Raw genomic sequence first — 21,310 nt, 5'->3', positions numbered from 1 at the left:
TTCACTTCGCTGATTTTCAGTTCTTCTTATCGTTGTATTCATGATAACTATTTTTGATGTACATGATCATGTCGTATTCAGACATGTTTCTTGCGGTGTCAACATTCGGGCGGTATAGCCGCATAAAAGTTTGTAGGGAATCCCCCTCAAGACGGGTTAAATTTTGAATCATACCTTTCGAAAAGGTATGATCAATATATCGCTGTTCTTCCTCTTTTATCAGGGTTTTTTGCAGTTTGGATTGAGGAGTATTGTTTTTTCCCAACAAGGATATGACGGAAAGCACATCGATACTAACTAGCGACGCCGTACTATTATTCGCTTGATAATAAGGCTTTGGAACATTAGAAAAATAGTTCTTCGCGATGAAGATGTCTTTCAATTTCGGTTTATTGTAATTGAAAGTTTTGGCAAATCCGTCTCGGAATTTTAAGGAATCCGCTTTGTAATTTCTTAAAACACTGATTTTTACCTCATCCAGTAAAATTGTCTTTGGCTTCATGTAAATATCCAAATCACTATTTAGCTGATAAACGATTTGGGTAAATTCTTGATAACCAACTGAAGAAAAGGTTAGGGTATCACCGAGTTTGATTTTTGATAGTGAGAATTTGCCATCGGCATCGGAATAAGTGATTTGCGGTGCTACGCTGATTGAAACACCGGCAAGATAATTACCCGAATACATATCCTTAATTGTTCCCTTCATGTCTTGCGCGAAAGATACGCCTGTAGTAAAAATAAATAGTGATAATAATTGTAAGGCTTTCAATTTCAATTACTTTGCATAAAAGTATTCTAAAAGAAAGCATTTAGCACGATTATTAACTCTTTTTAACATTATACCCAGCCAAGTCTGATAACTAAAAAATAGTTTGTATTTGTGCTGAGAAATCCTCCCAACTGTCCGTTTGATCAGTTATTATAAATACCATATTATGAGTGTAAGATTGGTTGTCCGCAAAATACCTGTTTTCCGGGGTGTTCTTCTACACATTGCTATTTACATTTGTTCCGACAGGAGCGTGTATTCTACGCGGTGATAATAAGGCGTACAGAACTCCTATTTTGGTACATATTTTGGTAACAAAAGTGACATGAAAAAGATTTTCGTTATTTTAATTGTCGCAGCTAGCTTTGGCGGCGTAGCGCATGCACAGAAATTTAATTTAGGAAAAGCAGCAAGTGCGGCATCAAAAGGTGCGTCGGCACTGACGTTTACCAACGAGGATGCCGTTAGGCTATCCAAGGAGGCTGTCGAGTGGATGGACGCCAACAACGAAATAGCTGGTCCGGATAATCCGTACACGAAACGCTTAGAACGTTTATTCGGTAAACACCAGACGCAGGATGGTTTGGCATTGAACTACAAGGTTTATCTGGTGAGTGATATCAATGCTTTCGCGTGTGCAGACGGCAGCGTACGTGTCTTTTCTTCCTTAATGGATATTATGACGGACGACGAGCTGCTTTCCATTATCGGCCACGAAATCGGCCACGTTAAAAACGAGGATACCAAAGACGCGATGAAGAACGCCTACATGGCGGCAGCAGCCATGGATGCAGCGAGTGCCAGTTCCGATAAAGTACAGGCGCTTTCCGAAAGCCAGCTGGGGGAGATGGCCAATGCCATGTTAGGCGCCTCCCACAGCCGTAAGCAGGAATCACAGGCAGATGAGTATGCATATCATTTTATGAAACAGCATGATTATAATGTAGTGGCGGCATACCGGGCATTTCGCAAATTATCCCTATTGTCCAGTGGTGGAGATAAGGTTTCAGGCTTTGAGAAAATGCTCAGTTCTCACCCTGATAGCGACAAGCGTGCAGAAGAAGTGAAAAAGAAAGCACAGGAGGAGGGTCTATGGGAGGATCCTGGTACAGTAGCGTTACCGACAACGCCGCTTACAGATTAATAAGCCAAGTATACCCGCCCATAGCGCAATTGAGCGCTTTTACATGTCCGTCGTGAGATGCTCAAGGCCCCGGCCAGCCGGGGCCTGTAATTGACTTGAGCAACTTAGCGAAAATGATATTGCGGTGATATACGCTTTGCAACTTGCACCGTACTTTTGCGCATATATGGAAATCCTTCGCAGAAAAGATAGCCTGCGGAATTGGCTGATTCGCTATAGTTTTTTCTTTTTAGGATTGGTGTGTTTTGGACTCGGAGTGGCCATTTCCGTCAAAATGCAACATTTGGGCCTACACCCTTGGGACGTGCTGAATATCGCTCTTTTTGAGCGTTTCGGTCTCTCTATCGGCACGTGGACTGTTATTATCGGCTTTATATTGATAACAATTTCTCTCGTTGTTAGTCGAAAGTACGTCAACCTCGGAACTTTTCTGAACGCCTTGCTCATTGGTCCCATAATGGATTTTTTTCTTTGGTTGGATATATTACCTGCTCCAGGGTTTACCTGGATTGACTACCTCTGGCTGTTGGTAGGGATACTCATTGTAGGCACTGGCGGTGGCCTGTACGTATCAGGCGGAATAGGTGCCGGGCCCCGTGATGGCTTTATGCTTTCCATGGCGGAACAAACAAAGCTTTCCGTCAGTAAAGCGCGAATTATCGTTGAATGTTTTGTGTTGCTCGTAGGCTATCTGCTGGGAGGCCCCGTGTTCCTTGTTACTTTTCTATATACCTTTATCATGAGTCCTATTTTCCAGCTTTCATTAAAGTTTTTTACGAGACTTAGGAACGAGCTATGTGACCCGCTTCCGGATCGGTAGGAAAGCGCTCCGGTACTCGTATTCAACGTAGCGAATACTTGTGTAGTAGGCTGGATATTACGCGTCAGTTGCCACTAAGCCGGCAATTCTAAAGCTTTTATCCAAATCAACTGCTTCTTTTATTACATTAGTTAAGACAGGAGTATCAATTTCATCGACCGATTGATAAATTTTGTAGTAAACCTGTTTATTTCTTCCATGTGTCAAATAGTTGTTTTCGTCTTTCAGGCGATTGCCGTACCAAAAACCAAACAGCACGCCACTTTTTACACCACTTCGGGGAACGGATGCGGGAAATATCAGGCAGATGGACTTGTTGCCGTAGAAAAATGGGACATTGTAGGACAGTTTCTCCTTTCCGTATCCGTTTAACGTTTCTATAGTTAGTTCACGTAAAACGTCTGTTAGCAAAGCTTCATCTCTTGGAAGAAACTCAAACAATTCGACCAGCGACCAGAATTTCAGCTGCTCTTTTGCCATATAGGGTTTTACTTTTTTAAGGCCAATAACAAGTCGTCCAATTGCTTGAAATCTATGATCATACCTTCTTTGAAGCCCATCGCTATCTCTTTCTCGAGGTCGGCAAGCGTATCGTAAGTCAGCAGCATATCCACTTGTACGTTATTATTTTTCGGGATAAAGCTATTCTCCCATAAATTTTGCGGAAACGCAGGATTTATCGTGCCGTTTTCATCACAGAATCCGCCTTTCGAGGCAAATGATTTTTCTTTCACGATAGCAAGAAAGTTAGCCCTGCTCCAATGCTTTTCGCCTTCGGGGCTTACCATTGCGTAGTGCCAAAAACCTCCTTCGCGGAAATCCATTGTTTTCGTTTCGGCTCTCCAGGGCTTTGGTCCCCACCATTGGTCCAGCAGTTCGGGAGAGGTCCACGCCTGCCAAACCAATTCAAGGTTTGCGGCAAATTCACGGGTAATGTGGATGGTTTTGTTTTCTTTGTTGACGGTGAAGTCAAATAATAATGCGGGATTCATGTTATCTATTTTTTAATGTGAGTAATAAATCATCTAAATTTTTAAGATGTGAGGAAAAGCCCTTTTTGTGGCTAGTTGTTGCCATTTTTTCGAACATTTCGGGACTCTTGTATTTCTCGGTAATCTTTACGCGTGTTTTGCCATCCGTTTCGCTGAAAATAAGAGTGCATTCGGTACGTGGGAAGTCCGGATTGACCCGTCCGTTTTCATCGCTGAATGCCCTCAATTCCGTGATGCTTTTTTGCGGTTCAATTTTTTTGTAATCATACCGGCTCCAATGTTTGTTTCCTTCGGGGCTTACGATTGCGTAATGCCAAAAACCGCCTTCTTGGAAATCCAGCGTTTTCGTTTCTGTTCTATACGGGTTTGGCGCACACCACTGGTCGAGCAGTTGGGGCATTGTCCACGCTTGCCAAACCAATTCAAGGCTGGCATCAAATTCACGTGTGATGCGAATGGTTCTATTTTCCCTATCTATGGAAAAATCAAACAAGCCGTTACTTTTCATTTTTTCTATTTTTTGATCGTCGCCAATAAGTTGTCTAATTGGTTAAATCTTGTTTCCCAGATTTTGCGGAACTGATCTAACCAGTTATCTATTTCTTTCATTTTATCCAGTTCAAGTTGGTAATAGATTTCCCTGCCTTTGTGTTCCTGTTTGATCAGTTCGCATTCCGTCAAAATGCGTAGATGTTTGGATACCGCTTGCCGGCTTGTATCAAAGTGTTCAGCAATAGCGTTCGGTGTCATTGCCTGTAATGCAATTAAGGCGATAATTCCCCGTCTTGTCGGGTCTGCAATTGCTTGGAAAATATCCCGTCTCATGGCTGTTGTCTTTATTTGTGAAACCAATCAGTTGCAAATATATGTGCAACTTTTCGGTTTCGCAAATTTTTATCCCATTTTTTTTCCGGCAGTCAAAAGATGCACCCCGTTATGAGCTTCTTTGCTCATCGATAAATGTTCCATTGTTTAGTATCAGATTCTATAATTCCGTTCCACATTTTCAACCTAAAAGGAAAAAATAGTTGAATTTATTTGGAAGTCAAAAGATTTTCTCTATACTTGTATTTGAATACGTAGTCATTTTGAAATAATGCAATCGGACAAACATAAAAAGCAGTATACATCAGAGGATGTTGCCCGGTTGGCTGGGGTCTCTCAGTCGACGGTTTCGCGTGTGTTTGCCGGAAACATGGGGGTGTCGGAGAAGAAGCGGAAGAAAATTCTGGAAATTGCTAATGAGCTAAATTATCAGCCCAATGCCCACGCACGAAGCCTGATTACAAGAAAAAGCAAGTTGATCGGCATCGTAATGCGGCGAATACGTAATCCGTTTTACTCTGCGGTGCTCGAGATTTTCCACGCTCGCTTTTCAGCGTTGGGCTACAACTTAATCTTTATAAATTCTGACAACGAAGAAATCACGGAATCTGAGATCAGTAAACTGCTGGAATACAATGTGGCTGGCGTTATTGTGTCAGACGCAATACTTTCCCCGGAGGCTGAGGCCAGATTTAAAAGGCATGGTATCGCCATTGTGTTGTTCAACCGTTATGTAGAACATGCGGATTACAGTGCTGTTTTCTGCGATAATTATTTGGCTGCGAAGCAGATCGCCCGTTATTTGGTAGAAACTGGGCATCGTTCCTTTGCCTTTATTTCCGGGCCGCAAGATACGTCTATCACGATCGATAGGCTGCGCGGATTTCGAGAGGTGTTGGCGGATAAGAACATCACCGATCTGCTTGTGGAATCAGGTCAATACACCTACGAGAGCGGATTTAAAGCCACTCAAGAGTTGCTCACCCGTGACAAATCGATCGATTGTATTTTCGGAGGCAATGATGTCATAGCGCTTGGGGCGATGGATGCTATCCGATTAATTGGGATGAAGGTCCCTGATGACATCTCTGTGGTGGGGTTTGATAATATACTGATGACCGGTTGGTTTTCTTACATGCTTACCACCTGGGAGCAGCCTCTCGAGGAAATGGTTGACACGACGGTATCTTTGTTAATAGACGATATTACGAACAAGTTGAGGAAACCACAGACGTTGATGATGAAAGGCCATTTAATCATTAGAAATACCGTTAAGGTCAGAAGCTGAAAATTTTTGCCTTATTATGCATACGTATTCAAAAACACTGAGTCTATCTCGCGCTTCGGGTGTTTGGTGATCACTGCATAAGAGGACAATTGTAAGAAATTATGATAAAACAGCAATAATAACCCGTTATGAGTGATGTATAGCAGTGGTAAATGCACTTCTGTTTTTTTAAACGATTTGACTACGTATTCTTAAATCAAAATACCAAATTGTAACACTTAAATTTCTTAAATTATGAAACGAAAATGCAGTTTCAAATTCCCGATCAGGGAAATCGGGCTGAAGCATGAAGCACTCCTGCTGCGTATGGTCTTGGTTCTGGCGTCGGCATTTTTGACGATGGGGGTAGCTCAAGGGCAGGCCTTGGTTTCGGGCGTGGTGCGGGCCGTGGAGGGACAACCCCTTCCAGGGGCTTCGATATCGGTGGCGGGTACGGATAGGCAGACCCGCGCGGATAGCGATGGTCACTTCCGCATTACAACCAATCAAGCTACCGATTCATTGGTTGTCAGCTTCGTTGGATATGTATCCAAGACCATTCCCATTGGCGGTGCAACCTATCTGGAAATTACACTCGAAGCCGGGTCCGGACAACTGGATGAAGTGATTGTCGTAGGATACGGTACACAGAAGAAAATCAACCTCACGGGATCAGTCGCCCAAATGGACGGAGAAATCCTTCAGAACAGGGCAGTTTCGAACATTGGTCAGGCGTTGCAGGGAGCCGCAGGTAACCTTAATATCAGCCCGAGTGGCGAAGGTGGTGGGCCTGGCGCGGTGGTAAACTACAATATCCGCGGGGCCACAACGTTGAGCGGGAGCGGAAGTCCATTTTTTGTAGTTGATGGGGTGCCCGTCGAAAATATAAATCACCTGAATGCGGCGGATATCCAGTCGGTTACCGTTCTGAAAGACGCAGCATCATCAACGATCTACGGCGCCCGCGCTGCCTATGGTGTGATCTTAATTACCACCAAAACCGGAAGTGCTGCGAAAACGATCATTTCGTATCGGAATAATTTCGGGTTTAATGAGGCTACGCGCATTCCCGATCAGGTAAATTCCTTAGAATTCGCTGAGGCCTATAATATTGCCTCGCTCAACGCCGGGCAATCACCGATGTTTACTGCCGAACACATCGATCGGATCCGCGCTTACATGGCTGATCCGATTAATACCCCTTCAAATATTCCCAATCCCAACAACCCCGATTTCTGGTCATACGCCACGTTGGAGAACGACAATGTCGACTGGATTCGTGCCATATTTAAGCCGGGCACGGAGAACCAGAAACACGACCTAAGCGTTAGTGGGGGAGGCGAAAAGGTTACCTATTATGTGGGGCTCGGGCGCTTTAATGAGGGTGGCCTACTTCGATATGGTGATGAGAAGTTTAATAGATGGACCGTCACTAATAATTTAACATTCAAGCCGCTAAAATGGCTGCGTGGAGACATCCGGCTACGCTACCACCGCGAAAACAAGAATATTCCATCGCCTGGGCATAACAACAATATCGGTAATTGGATGCATTTTGCGAGTACACGCTTTCCTAATTGGGCCTTAAAAGATCCGAATGGCAACTGGGCACTAACGTCTGAAATGGGGCGGCAATGGGAGGGACGGGGTATTTTCCGAGATGACATGCTCAATCTTACCGGGGCATTGGAACTGGAACCTATACGTGATTGGAAAATCAACATGGATTACACCTATCGGCTGACGAATGCGAAGTCGTCGTCCCAGATCAAGCCTTTTGCGTGGGAGCATACGGTAGCTGGCGAGCCGATCATGAATGTCAATAATTTCTATGCAACCGATATGTCGCAGCAGCTGTACAATACCGGTAATATCTACACATCCTATCAGCGAGTTGTCGGCGGCCACTTTATCGGCGCAATGACCGGTTTTCAACTCGAGCTTACCGAGTTCGATTACCTTTATGGAATGAAACGCGACCTGATCTCGCCAAACCTTCCTTCCATTGGCGTAGCTACAGGCGATTCGGATACACGCGATCAATTGACGCATTGGGCCAACATGGGCTTTTTTGGTCGGTTAAACTACAACTTCAACGAAACGTATCTTGCCGAAGTTAATTTTAGGTACGATGGCACTTCTAAATTTCCGAGCGACCGGCGTTTCGGATTCTTCCCATCGATTTCGCTGGGTTATAACATCGCCAATGAAAACTTCTGGTCGATCAAGGATAAAGTGGGTCTGCTGAAACTACGCGCTTCCTATGGGTCGCTGGGTAATCAGGACGTTCCTAATTACTTATACCTAAACACCATGGGTATTGGTACCCGATATGCTTATATCCTGGGTAACGAACTTCCCAACTACCTTGCCGCCCCCGGGCTGGTCAGTCAAAACCTCACCTGGGAAACGGCGACTACCATCAACTTAGGTGTAGATGCGGCTTTCCTGCAAAACCGCCTGACCACATCGCTCGATTGGTATACCCGGACGACAACCAATATGTTTGGCCCGGCCAATGCCCTGCCCGCCTCATTAGGGGCAGCAGTGCCGCTGCTGAACAATGCTGACCTACAAACCAAAGGCTTTGAACTCGCTATCGGATGGAACGACCGCGTCCAGGAACAATTCGCTTATCGGGTTCAGCTTATCTTGTCAGACAATGTTGGAAAAGTAATACGTTACAACAACCCCACGGGAATCTTGTCTACTTACTATGAAGGACAGCGAATCGGTGAGATTTGGGGTTACGAGACGGAAGGGATTATCCAGCAAGATGCCGATGTGGAACGCATGGCCGATCAATCCTACATTTGGGGCACCTGGGGATTGGGTGATATGATGTACAAGGATCAAAACGGTGATGGCAAGATTGACATCGGCGATAATACACACGCAAATCCCGGTGACCTCAAGGTGATCGGGAATTCCTCGTCGCGTTATAATTTTAGTACACGGTTGGGCGTCACGTGGAAATCATTCGATGTCGATCTGTTCATACAAGGTGTCATGAAGCGTGATTTCTCTCCCGCTTACCACGGTAATGCCGGGGTGTTCTATTGGGGGTTCACAGGTGGGTATGGCTCAAACCTGTACCGCGAAACGTTGGATTTCTGGACGCCATCCAACACCGATGCATTTCTGCCGAAACCTTATAATTCCGGTGAAGTGCGAAAGAACCAACAATCGCAAACCCGATACCTGGAAAACGCCGCCTACGCGCGATTGAAGAACATACAGATTGGCTATACCTTACCGGCATCCCTCACAAACCCTATCAGTATTACGAATTTGAGGCTGTTCGTCAGTGGGGAAAACCTGTATACACTTTCTTCTATCCAAAAAAACTTCGATCCGGAGCTAACCGGTGGAAGCTGGGGAAGTGGGAAGGTCTATCCGCTGATGCGTACGTTTTCCTTCGGTGTAAATGTTGATTTCTGACCACGATATAATACTACTGACCATGAACATACAAAAATATTGCGTCTTTACTGCTATCTTGCTTACGATGGGCGCCTGTGACAAATTTCTGGATCGTCCGCCGTTGGATACCATAACCGACCAAGAACTTTCCTTCTCCCAAACAGAAATGGAGCTTTATTCCAATAAATACTATGGAAGCTTCCAAACCTTTAACGGGTACGACCTCGGTATCTTCGAACTCGACAATGCTTCTGATAACATGGTGTCGGGCGACTATAATTACAATGCAAGGCTCGCTGGCACGGTGACGGTACCGAGCGCCGGCGGCGGCTGGGATTGGACGGCTATTCGGGGAATCAACTTCTTTCTGGCCAACTACCATATAACCAAGGAAGCGCCTGCACTGGTAAACCCTTACATCGGTGAAATGTACTTCTGGAGAGCCTGGTATTATTTCGATATGATGAAAGCCTTCGGCGATTTGCCCTGGTATAATCAACCCTTAGGCACCGAGTCCGAAGAACTGTACGCTGAACGGATTTCCCGATCGATTATTGCCGATTCCATCCTAGCCGATCTGGATAAAGCGATTACCCTCCTCCCCGCAAAGGGGCAGGCTGTGCAAGGCAGGCTGCACCGCGATGTTGCAAGTTTGTTCCAGAGCCGAGTGGCCCTCTACGAAGGTACGTGGGAGAAATACCACGCCGGCACCCCCTTCGGCGTACAGGGAGGACAACCCGATCGCTATTTTCGCAAAGCCGTTGCAGCACTGGAAGGAATGATCCAAAGCCAAGCCTACCAAATCGGTCATGCTGGCGCCAGCGAAGAGGACTATCGGCAACTTTTCAACCAGACCGATCTGGCCAATAACCCCGAAGTCCTGCTGTGGCGAAAATACGACCGTGCGTTGGATGTGTATCACTTTGCGCAGAATTATTTCGGCGTGAGCGATAAAAATACCGGTCTTTCCAAGTCGTTGGTTGAAAGCTACCTGTGCACTGACGGACTGCCCATTTCGCTGAGTCTAAAATATCAGGGCGATCACACCATCAAAGACGTCGTGGCCAACCGAGATCCGCGTCTAGCGCAAACCATGTATACCTCCGGAAAACCCCGTGTCGTCATCAGTGGCGATACCGTAAGCAAATTCACCGTGCCGGATATGACCCTTGAATCCCGTTTACGCAATACCACCGGTTACCAACTCTACAAAGGAGTCGATCCTGCAGCCGATCATACCGCGGGCGACATTACCGCCTCGATCATTTTTCGCTACGCAGAGGCACTGTTGAACTATGCTGAGGCCAAAGCCGAGCTTGGTGAATGCGATCAAACCGTACTCGATCAAACGGTCAACCAGCTACGCAACCGGGTAGAAATGCCGGCGCTGACCGCAACAGTCGGATTTGTCGATCCAAATTGGGATTTTCCGGAGTTAAGTGGCTTGTTAAACGAAATCAGACGCGAACGCCGAGTAGAACTGGCGTGCGAAGGATACCGTTTTGATGACCTGATGCGATGGGCAGCCACGCACCTCATTCAGCGACCCATGTTGGGTGCTAAGATGCAGCAGTATGAAGCGATTAAAAATCAATTCAATCCCATACTGGATCCTAGTGCAATTCCAACGAATAATCAAGGCTACATTGCCCCGCACTGGAATAGTCCGGCACGAGACGGATGGCAATTCGATCCCGAGGCACATTATCTCAGTCCATTGCCGCAACGGGAGTTGACGCTGAACCCCGCATTAAGGCAAAATCCCGGATACTTGCAATAGATGAGTAATTTGAATCAAATCGACCTGTGGATCATCATCGGCTATTTTGTACTGATGATCGGCCTGGCGATATGGCATAAGCGCTTTGCGTCTGCCAACATGGAAAACTTTTTCCTTGGCGGACGCAAAATACCCGGTTGGTTAAACGGCGTTTCTTACACCGCAGCGTTAGTGAGCCCCGATGCCGCCACCGGATACGGCGGATTGGCAGTAGCCACCGGCGCCTTTATCAGCTGGTGGTATATGAGCCGTTTTGGATTGGCGCTCTTTGTTGCGGGTGTCCTCTTTGCGTTTTTCTGGCGTAAACTCCGGCTATTCACTTCCCTGGAGTTTTATGACCTCAGATTCGGGCCAAAAACAGCATCCACCATGCGTTTGTGGATTGCCGCACGCACTGCTTTCATCGCCATGCCAGCATGGACGGGCATTACGTTACTTGCCGCTTGCAAGATCATGGAGCCCGCTTTCGGATTATCCAAAATGGAAACATTGGGCTTAATTGTGCCAGTATCTTTTGTATTTGTATTTCTTTCAGGATATCGCGGCGTGGTCATCTCCAACCTGATCCAGATGAGTATTTTCCTAATCGGAGCCGTGGTATTGGCGATTTATACCCTCATCTATTTCGGTGGTGCTGAGGCGATGGTTGGTCAGCTGACAGCGGCCTTCGGCGAAACCAACCCCGAAGTGTTTCAGCTTTTCCCACCCATGGACCACGAAGTATTTCCCCTCATGGCGGCGATGGCATGGATGGTTGGCCAGACCATCGGCTATGGGGGCGATGCGGCTCCTATGGGTGGAGCCATGGAAGGACAACGGATACTGTCTACGCGGTCGCCACGAGAAGCCATGACCATGTACGTCACCACATTGCTTACCATGTTTGTCCTGCTGTTGCTGGTTACCCTTCCTAGTATTTCGGCTATGATCCTTTGGCCCGAACTCCGCGAAGCGGGCCACGACCGGGAGCTGGTCTACGGTAAGTTAATGAAGGAGATGCTTCCAGCGGGGATGATTGGTCTGTTGGCAGCAGCCATGCTTGCAGCCACCATGTCCACCGTTGCAGACAACCTCAACTTTGGCGGGCAGGTACTTGTAAGTGATATCTATAAGCGGTGGTTCGTCAAGGCAGCTAGTGAGCAACATTACCTTAAAATGGGCAGGCTAGCCATGGTACTCATTCTTTCCCTCGCCATGGCTGTCGTATTTCAGGTCACCTTCATTGTAGATGTAGCCATCTTTATGTTGCAACTCAGCGCTGCTGAACTATCGGCAAACTGGGCACAATGGTGGTGGTGGCGTTTTAACGGGCCCGCTCGTTTGGCAGCTTCGCTTGGCGGAGCAGTTATATTCATATTGGTCGTGCTCGGCCCCAAGTTGTTGGGCTACCTAGGATTGCCCGGCGCGGAGGCGCTGGTGCTCCCATGGTGGTGGCAGACACTGCTTGTCGTTGCGCTCACCACCGTACTGTGGGTTACGGTCGCGCTATTAACCAAACCGGAGCCTGATGCGTTGCTGTCTTCATTTTACAACAAGGCACACCCTATGGGTCGGTGGTCGCGTTTTACCGCATACAAACGCCGGGATGAAGGCAGTGCACCAATCTGGCGGGGCTTAGGCGTCGCACTGGTCGGGTTTGCAGCGGCATGCCTACTGGTTTTGGGGGTTACCGATTTATGGTTTGCCCGGTATGTAAACGGAACGGTCGAACTCGTGATGTCATCCATCCTTTTCGTCATCTTTAAACGAACAAGTAGTAAATTTCTTGATTTTTTATCTAAACGTATCTAAATCTCACTGTGCGCAGTATGGACAAAATGAAATTGGAAGTAGGGACAGCTTGGGCAGACATCACCCCACCCCTTGAATTAGGCTTACTTACTTCATCCGTAAAGGGTACTTATGAACCCTTTCTGTCGGTAAGAAGTCCGTTGAAGGCGAAAGTTGTCGCAATAAAAAGCCAAGGAGCAGTTGTGGCACTCGTGTCGCTCGATTTGCTTGGACTCACCGAGACGGTTGTTGGTGATTGGAACCACTTTAAGGAACCCATAAACGAGGCGTTGCCCGGTGGTACGGTCATCATTACCTGTACGCATACCCATAATGCACCGGAATCCGTTGGATTATCACCATTGTATGAATTACCGCGTTTTAAAACGTGGTTGGCCGATTTAAGAAATGCCCTTATCACGGCGATCACCTGCGCTTCGGCATCCCTCCGGCCCTGCAAAGTCCGTTTTGCAGTTTCCTCATTGCAGGATTATTCGTTGCAGCGACGGATAGCGAACGCGGGCCATGTCGTGCTATCGGATAGCATGCAGCCAATAAGCAAACATTTGATGGACCGGCAGCCGGTTGATCGACGCGTACGCACGATGCGGTTCATTGATGATCAGGCTGACACCGTGGCAACGGTAGTCCATACCGCTTGCCACCCGGTGCATGAGATGTGTCTCCCGCAGGTATCAGCCGACTTCCCCGGCGATCTTTGCGCCGCATTAGAGCGCACGGGTGAAACAGGTATGGCCTTGTTTTTAAACGGCGCGGCAGGTGATGTTAACCCCCCCACGGTATCTATGGGCGCAGCGTATGCGGTTGCGCACGGCAACGCATTGGCCGAGGTCGCACGCCGGGCTATCCCGGAGGAACAGGTTGTGGATGGTACCTTGGTTTGCCTGTCGCGCGAAATAGCACTTCCCGTACGCCAAGGGGTCGACTGGCTTTCATCATCCACGGTTGATGCCTGTCTGCATGTCTTGGCGTTCGGTCCGCTAGCCATCGTTTTCCTCCCTGGTGAGCCGTTCACGGAAGTTTCGAACGCCATTGAGCACGCGTCGCCCTACAAACTGACCGTAGTAGTTGCATATGGAGAAAGCTCCATTGGCTACCTACCTACCGCATCCGCATTCGACGATGGCGGATATGAAACGGAGACCGGCCGCTGGTCTTACCTGGCCCCCGGTGCTGCCGTGATCGTCCAGCAGGAAACAATAGCAATGTTGAAAGAATCGATTCAATCTGTTTAGTTACGCACTTTAAAAACACGACAATGAAAAAAATGACATTCAATTACCTCACCGGCCTCCTACTGGCCGTACTGATGGTTTCTGCATTTTCAGGTTGCCAAAATGAACGCGCAGCGGTTTGGTACTATGGTGACGAACAAGGAGATTTGTTGCAAGTACTCCGTTCATCGGGCGTAGCCATCCAACCCAGCGAAACCCCTGCCGACGCCATTGAAAGCGCTCCGGAAGGGAGTTCCGTCTTGCTGCTCGCCCGCACCTATCCGGCGTTAGATCCGACACTCGAGATCACCGGTGAATTATTGACCAAGATCCAGCAGAAACAATTACGGGTATTTGTAGAATACCCCAGCACGTTCGCAGGCCTATCGATTCCCGATACGGCCACAAGCACGCAGTTAGAAAGAGGTGTCATCACTGCGCCGATTTTCGGCAATCAACTCGATACAGGAGCCATCATCGGTATCCACGGGAGCCATGTGCTGGCGGTCGAAGCGGATAACCCTTCTGTCGTACTCGCCCGCGTAGTGGGCATGGACCACGCCGAATTCGGTCTGGCAAATACGAAAACTTACCCCGTTCTGTTTGAAGAAAGCGGTGTAATGGTGGCAACGACCGGATTAAGCCATTTCATCACCGGCAGATACGGCCCGGCGGCGTCGATCAGGCAATTGTGGACCGGTATGATGTCGCACCTGCTCGATGAGCCCGCATTTGCTTTCAGCGAGTGGCCAATCGATGTACGGCCAGCCTATTCGCGCACCGACCAGTTGCCCGACACGGCTCGCATACATAGTATACGACGGGGTGTAGACTGGTTTTGGAAAGGCCACTTTTTTGTACACCCGAGTTGGGAATCCCATTGGCTCAAGTATCAAGGGGACGGTACCGAACCGTTCGGACCGCCCCTACCAGAAGATGCACCGAACGGGGACGGCAGCATGGGTATCCTGGAAGGGCACGCATCCATTATCCGTGAAGATGGATCGCAGGATTACCGATATTGGATGCGTGCCGATGTACAGGGCGAGGCAGCCATGGCCTTGGCGGCAGCCGGTAGTGTTCTCGATAATGATCGCTATAGCCAATACGCTACGAACCTCATCGATTACGTGTTTAGTACCTCCAACATGCGGGCCGGAGAGAAGGCCAATCCACAAAGTGCGGCCTATGGCCATATCGGCTGGTCTACCACGCATCCAGGCGTATTTTACGGGGACGACAATGCGCGCGCTATATTGGGTATGATTGCGGCCTCATCTTATTTAAATACCGACAAGTGGAATCAAGAGATTACCGAGGCCATCATGGCCAATTTCCGTACAACGGGCAAGCAAGGTTTCCGTGGAGAGCGACTAAGTGAGGAAGACATCATCAAAAACGGATGGCCGTATTATCATAATCGCGATCTCACATATCTGCAGCCCCATTTCGAGTCGTGGATGTGGGCCTGTTACCTGTGGTTGTACGCCCATACCGGCTATGAACCGCTATTAACCCGCACCAAAGCCGCCATAAGCGCAACCATGAAGGCCTATCCAGAACAGTGGCTATGGGGCAGTAGTATGCAAACCCAACGGGTCCGGATGCTATTGCCGCTGGCATGGCTCGTGCGCGTAGCGGATACGGATGAACACCGGGAATGGCTTGATCATATGTTCCAGGAAGTGTTACGTTATCAAGACGAAAGTGGTGCACTGCAGGAAGAGATTGGCAAAGGAAAGGGCCACTTTAGAATGCTGACCAAAAACGAAGACTACGGCACGGACGAAAGCTCACTCATTTTTAAGAATGGAGAAGATATCGCCTGTATGCTTTACACGTGCAATTTTGTCGTGTTTGGCATGAATGAAGCCGCCAAGGCAACTGGCAACGAGCGCTATGCGGAAGCCACGGCCAAGCTTGCTGACTTCCTGCTGCGTATACAGGTGAAGAGCGACCGTCACCCCGATCTCGACGGGGCCTGGTTCCGTGCATTCGATTATAGCCGGTGGGACTATTGGGCCTCCAATTCGGATTGGGGCTGGGGCGCATGGTGTACACTCACCGGTTGGATTCAGAGCTGGATCGTAACGACCCAAGCCCAGCTTGAGCGCGACGAATCGCTGTGGGACATCGCGCAACGTCCTGCCGTATCGGATAATGGAAAAGCGATTATTGATCAGATGATGCGCCAATAATTTGCATGTTAACTTACAGACCGGGCAGTCCGTATACTCATAGCGTAGGCTGCTATGTCACTGCCAAACAATAATGGAACAAAAAAACTCGTAAAATGTCAGGATATACCGCACTTGAACTTTCCAACCTAAAAACTTTCTACCAACGGCAATTATTGGAGGATACGCTGCCCTTCTGGTTTCCACGCTCCATCGATGACATCCATGGCGGCTACCTACTCATGCGCGATCGCGACGGCTCGTTGATAGACGACGATAAAGCGGTATGGATACAAGGCCGGTTTGCCTGGTTGCTGGCTACCTTATACAACACCGTAGAAAAGAAGGGTGAATGGCTAGCGGGAGCGAAAAAGGGGGTTGATTTCCTTGAAAAACACGGTTTTGACGTGGATGGTCGGATGTTTTTCCACCTTACCCGTGATGGAAGGCCCATCAGAAAGCGGCGTTATTTTTTCTCAGAAACATTTGCAGTGATCGGGTACGCCGCCTATGCCAAGGCCAGCGGGGATACCCGGATTGGCCAGAAGGCGCGCGATCTTTTCGGCAAATGTATCGAGTATGCCCAAAATCCCGGTTTGTTGGAGCCGAAATTTACAAGTGTAAGGCCGGCAAAAGGAATTGGCGTACCGATGATCCTTATCAATACAGCACAGCAGTTGCGCGACACGATAGGGGATCCAAGATGCGATATGTATATTATGAAATGGATTGACGAAATCGAACGGGACTTCGTTAAAGACGACCTTCGCTGCGTAATGGAACAGGTAGCACCAGATGGGCGTATCATTGACCACATCGACGGTCGCACCTTTTTGCCCGGCCATGCCATCGAGGCTGCTTGGTTCATACTGAATCAAGCAAGGCATCTGGGTAATGACAAGCGGCTGATCCACCTTGGTACCCGCATAATAGACTATATGTGGGAGCGTGCCTGGGATAAGGAGTACGGAGGCATTTATTATTTCAAGGATGTTTTCAATAAGCCCGTGCAGGAATATTACCACGACATGAAATTTTGGTGGCCGCATAACGAGCTGATAATAGCCGCCTTACTTGCCTATTTGCTGACGAAGGATGAAAAATATGCAAAGATGCACGAACAGGTGCATCAATATGCATACGCCCATTTTCACGACAAATCAGACGGCGAATGGTTCGGTTATCTGCACCGCGACGGGACACCCGCGCAGTCTGCCAAAGGGAATTTGTTTAAGGGGCCATTCCACTTGCCCAGGCAAGAGTGGTTTTGTTGGTGGATGATTGATCAGTTTGAAAAAGACCGGTTGTCCGGTCGCAACGTATAAGTAGGGAAACTTCGGGAAAAATTTGGACACTGACGAAATAAACGTTTCGCTTTCCCGTTACTAGGATAGGTTTAGGTTGATAGCCCCTAATCCCATTGGGGCGGATTCCCGTTACCTGAAAGGTAACGGGTTTCTTTTTGGTGATCATTGTCTATTTAATTCTCCCCGTTTCGGGGCTTTGTTTTTGGCCGGTCTTTTCGAGACAGACTTTCACATTGAGCGTTTTTATTTTGAAGGCAGCGGCTCCAAAATGCACATGGCCTCCATTAACATACAACCGGAAAGATGCGGGGTAAGGGATACATCCTTTGTAGAAACAGGAGCCTGCCACCAAGTGCCGGCATAAAGCATCGTTTCCTGGTTTACGCCATGTTCCGCCATAACGGTTGCACAATGGGTAATATAATCATGGAATTTCTTTCGTGTAGCATCATCCAGATCAGGATCATTGATCAGCTTGACAAAGTACCGGAAGAATATGCCGTGGAATAATCCCCCGTCCCCGGTGGTTGCATCGCTTAAGACACCCTGATTGGTAGACATTTTGTCGATGGCATAATTCGCTGCCTTGATTGCCTCTGATAAATATTGTTTGTCCCCGGTAATTTTGTACAGTTCATGCGCGGCACCGAGGAATGTTCCCACATTATACGTATAAACCGCAGGGCTGATATCCCCTTTTGCATTCATATTATCAAACACCTTTCCTGTAGCGGGGTCGTATAGATGATCCCTTAACCACGTGTAGATTTTGATCGCTTCATCCAGGTAAGCTTGCTTGGGTTTCTTCCCGGGTTCGATAATCTCGTCGTACATCGTATAGATCCGTGCAGCGATAATGGCGGCCGGTCCGTTGGAACAGGCATTTTTTGATTTCTTGACATCTGTTTTCCAGGTGATGCCACCTTTCCAGGGTTCTTCCTTCTCGGGGCCCCAAGTCGGCCATATCCAATCGTTGTATAGTTGTTTGGCTTTCAGGAAATATTCTTCACGCTGGGTTGTTTCAAACATGCGTAGTTGGGTGAGCGCCATCCATTCCATATCGTCGACAAACTCATTCCACCAGGGATCAATTTCTTTCCCCGAAAAATTGTAGGCAGGAGCCCCTTTCCACCACAAAGGATAGAAATTAAGGTATTGCTTTTCAGATGTCCGACTATAAGCGTCTACAATAACATCCATGGCATGGGCCTGCGGCCAATAGTGATTGGTAGTCATATTGGACAGGTCGCTTCCGTAATTAAAATAATATCGTTCCGGGTGCCCTTCGAAATTTGCTCCCCAGAAATGCTTGATCAGGGCTTGGGTCATGCCGTCAGCCATCCGGCTCCAGAATGCGGCATCTTTTTCTGTACTAATCACACCGTTACTGTTTGTTTTTCCTTGCAGGGAAATACAAAAACTCAACGTACAGGCAACAAATAAAACTTTTTTCATTTTCTTAGATTATGATTTCGGCAAAGTTACTCAAATTGTGCTACTGTCACCGACACGAAGTGTTAGCCGCGTTCAGCAATCAAGGTGAATCCGTATACCGTGCCGACGCATGGGGACGCGGAACGCTCAAGATTATCCATGCCTGTAGCGACCGTATTCAAGTTACGATTTTCAAGGTTACCTCGGGTGGTCAGATAGGTAGTCAGATTTTCCTTCTATTCAATGCAAACTTTAATGCCATCCTTAAAAATAAATGCGGGTGACCTGGAAAAAATCGGGTTTTTGGTTTTTCAAGAAAGTTTGAAGTATATTTGTTAAAACATTAACCAGTTATGATACCTAAAACACTCCTCAACCTAGGTGCGATGTGCATTTTTTTCCTAGTTGTACTACCTGCCAATGCACAGGACAAGGACGGCATGAAACGCGAATTTAAATTCGGTAAGGTACAGCCTTCGGAATTTGCCCTTATCCCTTTTGCCGCAGATACCGGGGCTACCGGGCTAACGTTATTTGATGTGGGATCCTGCGATTTCCGGCTTGACAATAACGGGTTTGTTTATGTATTCGAGCGTCATGTACGTTATAAGGTGCTAAACAAGAACGGGCTCGATCTGGGGAATCTCGAAGTGCCAGTATTCAAGGGAAGTTCAAGCTCCGGTAAAGAGCGGATCAGCTCCATGCAAGGAGCTACCTATAATTTGGTGGGCGATAAAGTCGTCGTAACCAAACCGAAAAAAGACGCGGAGTTTTCCGAGACATTCGATAAGGATTTTGTATTGCGGAAGATGGCTTTACCCAATGTAAAGGAAGGGTCAATCGTCGAGTTTTTTTACCGAATCGAGTCAGATCTGATTTTCACGTTACGCGGATGGCGATTCCAAAGCGATTTACCCGCCTTGTGGTCGGAATATACCGTTTCCATACCCGAGTTTTTCCAGTACAAAGTGAATCTCAATGGCGAGGAACTGGTCAAGCGCGGGCCTACTACCACTGTCAATGCCACCTATGTGCCAGGGGTAAGCTCCATGGCGCAAAATACGCGCTTCGTGGCCGAAAATATACCCGCACTAAAAGATGAACCCTTCGTAACCACGCTTGATGATTACCGGGCGCAAGTTGAATTCGAATTACAGGGTACACATTTCCCCAACGATATGTACCGTGATTATACAGGCACATGGCCCAAAATCATCCAAGCGTTGAAGGCCGACGAAAATTTTGGCAAATACATGGCCAAGCGCGGTTATATCCGTTCGTTGACACCGGATCTGCTACGCTTAAACGATGGCGACACCCTGGCAGCCGTTGAGCGCATTTATCATTTTGTTCAATCCCAGGTAAAGTGGGATAAATCGTATTGGCGCTACACCACCTACACCAACCCAAAACAACTATTTGAGAAAAAAACAGGCAATTCGGCCGACATCAACCTTGCATTGGTCGGCCTATTGCAGGAAGCAGGGATTTCAGCCTATCCGGTATTGGTGAGCACGCGATCTAACGGAGCCCATCCCGGATATCCCATCATTTCCAAGTTCAATAATGTCGTAGCGCTTGCCCTAGTAGGTGATACTTCATATTTGCTTGATGCGACCGATCTAGACCTGCCTATGGGAATGCTCACTTTTTCGAATCTTTCCCGCCAGGGTTTCCTATGTGACCTCGCGCACGAAGAAGGACAGTGGATATCGACATCGCCCACCTTTTCCGGGGAGAGCCGGTACAATTACATATTGTCATTAGAAGAGGATAATACCTTGCATGGCAAGTTGGTCTATTCTACCTTAGGCTATGAAGGCTGGCGCAGGCGTAGTGGTTACCGTCTGTTTAATGGCGATACCGACTACATCAAAGACTATTGCGAGGATAAGCCCGGTCTCACGGTATCATCCTGTAGCTTTAAAAATTTAGACACGTTAAACCTGCCGTTTATCGAATCCATGGATATCGTCATTGAAGATCATGTAGAAGAATCCGGCGACCTTGTTTATTTCTCCCCCTTGCTTTTTGAACGTACCAAAGAAAATCCCTTCAAACATGAGGCGCGTAATTTTCCGGTGGATATGGGGTACCCGATGAAGGAGACGTACCGTATGCTGGTTAATTTCCCGGAGAACTATGCCGTAGAGCAGTTGCCGAAGGGCGTCTTATACGTCTTGCCGGAGGAGCGCGGCAGTTTCCGCATCAGCCTCATTGGCGAAGGCAAGCAATTATTGGTGATGAGTACAATCAGCCTCACCAAACCGGTATATACGCCTGAGGAATACCACGAGCTGCGCGAATTATTTAAAATTGTAGTGGAACGTCAGGCCGAACAGATCGTTTTCAAGAAAAACTAGC

The 21,310-nt window shown here is 47.8% G+C and carries 16 protein-coding genes; 10 read left to right on the top strand and 6 right to left on the bottom strand.

Features of this window, described 5'->3' with window-relative positions; genetic code table 11:
* Positions 1-16: 16 nt before the first annotated feature.
* Positions 17-709 carry a carboxypeptidase-like regulatory domain-containing protein gene (locus tag IEV98_RS00155; protein WP_188503930.1) on the bottom strand — a complete coding sequence of 231 codons (693 nt, stop codon included), beginning with the start codon at positions 707-709 and terminating at the stop codon, positions 17-19.
* 388 nt (positions 710-1,097) lie between these two features.
* Between IEV98_RS00155 and IEV98_RS00150 the strand changes: the two genes are divergently transcribed.
* On the top strand, positions 1,098-1,916 hold the full coding sequence (locus IEV98_RS00150; RefSeq protein ID WP_188503929.1) for a M48 family metalloprotease: 819 nt from the start codon (positions 1,098-1,100) through the stop codon (positions 1,914-1,916).
* A 166-nt stretch (positions 1,917-2,082) separates the two neighbouring features.
* Positions 2,083-2,736, top strand: a complete 654-nt coding sequence (locus IEV98_RS00145) for a YczE/YyaS/YitT family protein (RefSeq protein ID WP_229738477.1) — start codon at positions 2,083-2,085, stop codon at positions 2,734-2,736.
* A gap of 57 nt (positions 2,737-2,793) precedes the next feature.
* On the opposite strand, the gene IEV98_RS00140 is transcribed toward IEV98_RS00145, so the two are convergent.
* Genes IEV98_RS00140 through IEV98_RS00125 form a run of 4 tightly spaced genes read right to left on the bottom strand, consistent with a single transcriptional unit; the run spans position 2,794 to position 4,553 of the window.
* The gene (locus tag IEV98_RS00140; protein WP_188503928.1) at positions 2,794-3,216 is read right to left on the bottom strand and encodes a DUF1801 domain-containing protein; all 423 of its coding nucleotides are present in this window, start codon (positions 3,214-3,216) and stop codon (positions 2,794-2,796) included.
* A gap of 8 nt (positions 3,217-3,224) precedes the next feature.
* A complete protein-coding gene (locus IEV98_RS00135; protein WP_188503927.1) occupies positions 3,225-3,728 on the bottom strand; it encodes an SRPBCC family protein in 504 nt (167 codons plus the stop codon).
* A 1-nt stretch (position 3,729) separates the two neighbouring features.
* Entirely contained in the window at positions 3,730-4,221 is a 492-nt protein-coding gene (locus tag IEV98_RS00130) for an SRPBCC family protein (RefSeq protein ID WP_229738476.1), read from the bottom strand.
* 20 nt (positions 4,222-4,241) lie between these two features.
* Complete coding sequence (locus tag IEV98_RS00125; protein ID WP_188503925.1) at positions 4,242-4,553, bottom strand: ArsR/SmtB family transcription factor; 312 nt, start codon at positions 4,551-4,553, stop codon at positions 4,242-4,244.
* Between the two features lie 271 nt (positions 4,554-4,824).
* On the opposite strand from IEV98_RS00125, the gene IEV98_RS00120 reads away from it, so the two are divergent.
* The 7 genes from IEV98_RS00120 (at position 4,825) to IEV98_RS00090 (ending at position 17,530) form a co-directional block, all read left to right on the top strand.
* Positions 4,825-5,841 carry a LacI family DNA-binding transcriptional regulator gene (locus IEV98_RS00120; RefSeq protein ID WP_188503924.1) on the top strand — a complete coding sequence of 339 codons (1,017 nt, stop codon included), beginning with the start codon at positions 4,825-4,827 and terminating at the stop codon, positions 5,839-5,841.
* A 234-nt stretch (positions 5,842-6,075) separates the two neighbouring features.
* Positions 6,076-9,261, top strand: a complete 3,186-nt coding sequence (locus IEV98_RS00115) for a SusC/RagA family TonB-linked outer membrane protein (protein ID WP_188503923.1) — start codon at positions 6,076-6,078, stop codon at positions 9,259-9,261.
* A gap of 22 nt (positions 9,262-9,283) precedes the next feature.
* The gene (locus tag IEV98_RS00110; protein ID WP_188503922.1) at positions 9,284-11,023 is read left to right on the top strand and encodes a RagB/SusD family nutrient uptake outer membrane protein; all 1,740 of its coding nucleotides are present in this window, start codon (positions 9,284-9,286) and stop codon (positions 11,021-11,023) included.
* Positions 11,024-12,814, top strand: coding sequence for a sodium:solute symporter family transporter (locus tag IEV98_RS00105; protein ID WP_188503921.1), 1,791 nt, complete (start codon positions 11,024-11,026; stop codon positions 12,812-12,814).
* 17 nt (positions 12,815-12,831) lie between these two features.
* Complete coding sequence (locus IEV98_RS00100) at positions 12,832-14,049, top strand: hypothetical protein (protein ID WP_188503920.1); 1,218 nt, start codon at positions 12,832-12,834, stop codon at positions 14,047-14,049.
* Between the two features lie 23 nt (positions 14,050-14,072).
* Complete coding sequence (locus tag IEV98_RS00095; RefSeq protein ID WP_229738475.1) at positions 14,073-16,226, top strand: hypothetical protein; 2,154 nt, start codon at positions 14,073-14,075, stop codon at positions 16,224-16,226.
* A gap of 95 nt (positions 16,227-16,321) precedes the next feature.
* Positions 16,322-17,530 (top strand): AGE family epimerase/isomerase, encoded by a 1,209-nt coding sequence (locus tag IEV98_RS00090; protein ID WP_188503919.1) that lies wholly within the window; start codon positions 16,322-16,324, stop codon positions 17,528-17,530.
* Positions 17,531-17,755: 225 nt separating this feature from the next.
* On the opposite strand, the gene IEV98_RS00085 is transcribed toward IEV98_RS00090, so the two are convergent.
* Positions 17,756-18,967, bottom strand: a complete 1,212-nt coding sequence (locus IEV98_RS00085) for a glycoside hydrolase family 76 protein (protein WP_188503918.1) — start codon at positions 18,965-18,967, stop codon at positions 17,756-17,758.
* 332 nt (positions 18,968-19,299) lie between these two features.
* Here IEV98_RS00085 and IEV98_RS00080 point away from each other — a divergent pair, with 332 nt between their 5' ends.
* Complete coding sequence (locus tag IEV98_RS00080; protein WP_188503917.1) at positions 19,300-21,309, top strand: DUF3858 domain-containing protein; 2,010 nt, start codon at positions 19,300-19,302, stop codon at positions 21,307-21,309.
* The last annotated feature ends 1 nt before the right edge of the window (position 21,310 follow it).

The sequence above is a fragment of the Parapedobacter pyrenivorans genome (assembly GCF_014636865.1).
GTDB lineage: Bacteria > Bacteroidota > Bacteroidia > Sphingobacteriales > Sphingobacteriaceae > Parapedobacter > Parapedobacter pyrenivorans.
Note: the sequence above shows the minus strand (reverse complement) of the source record. Positions and strands in the feature narration are given on the sequence as shown.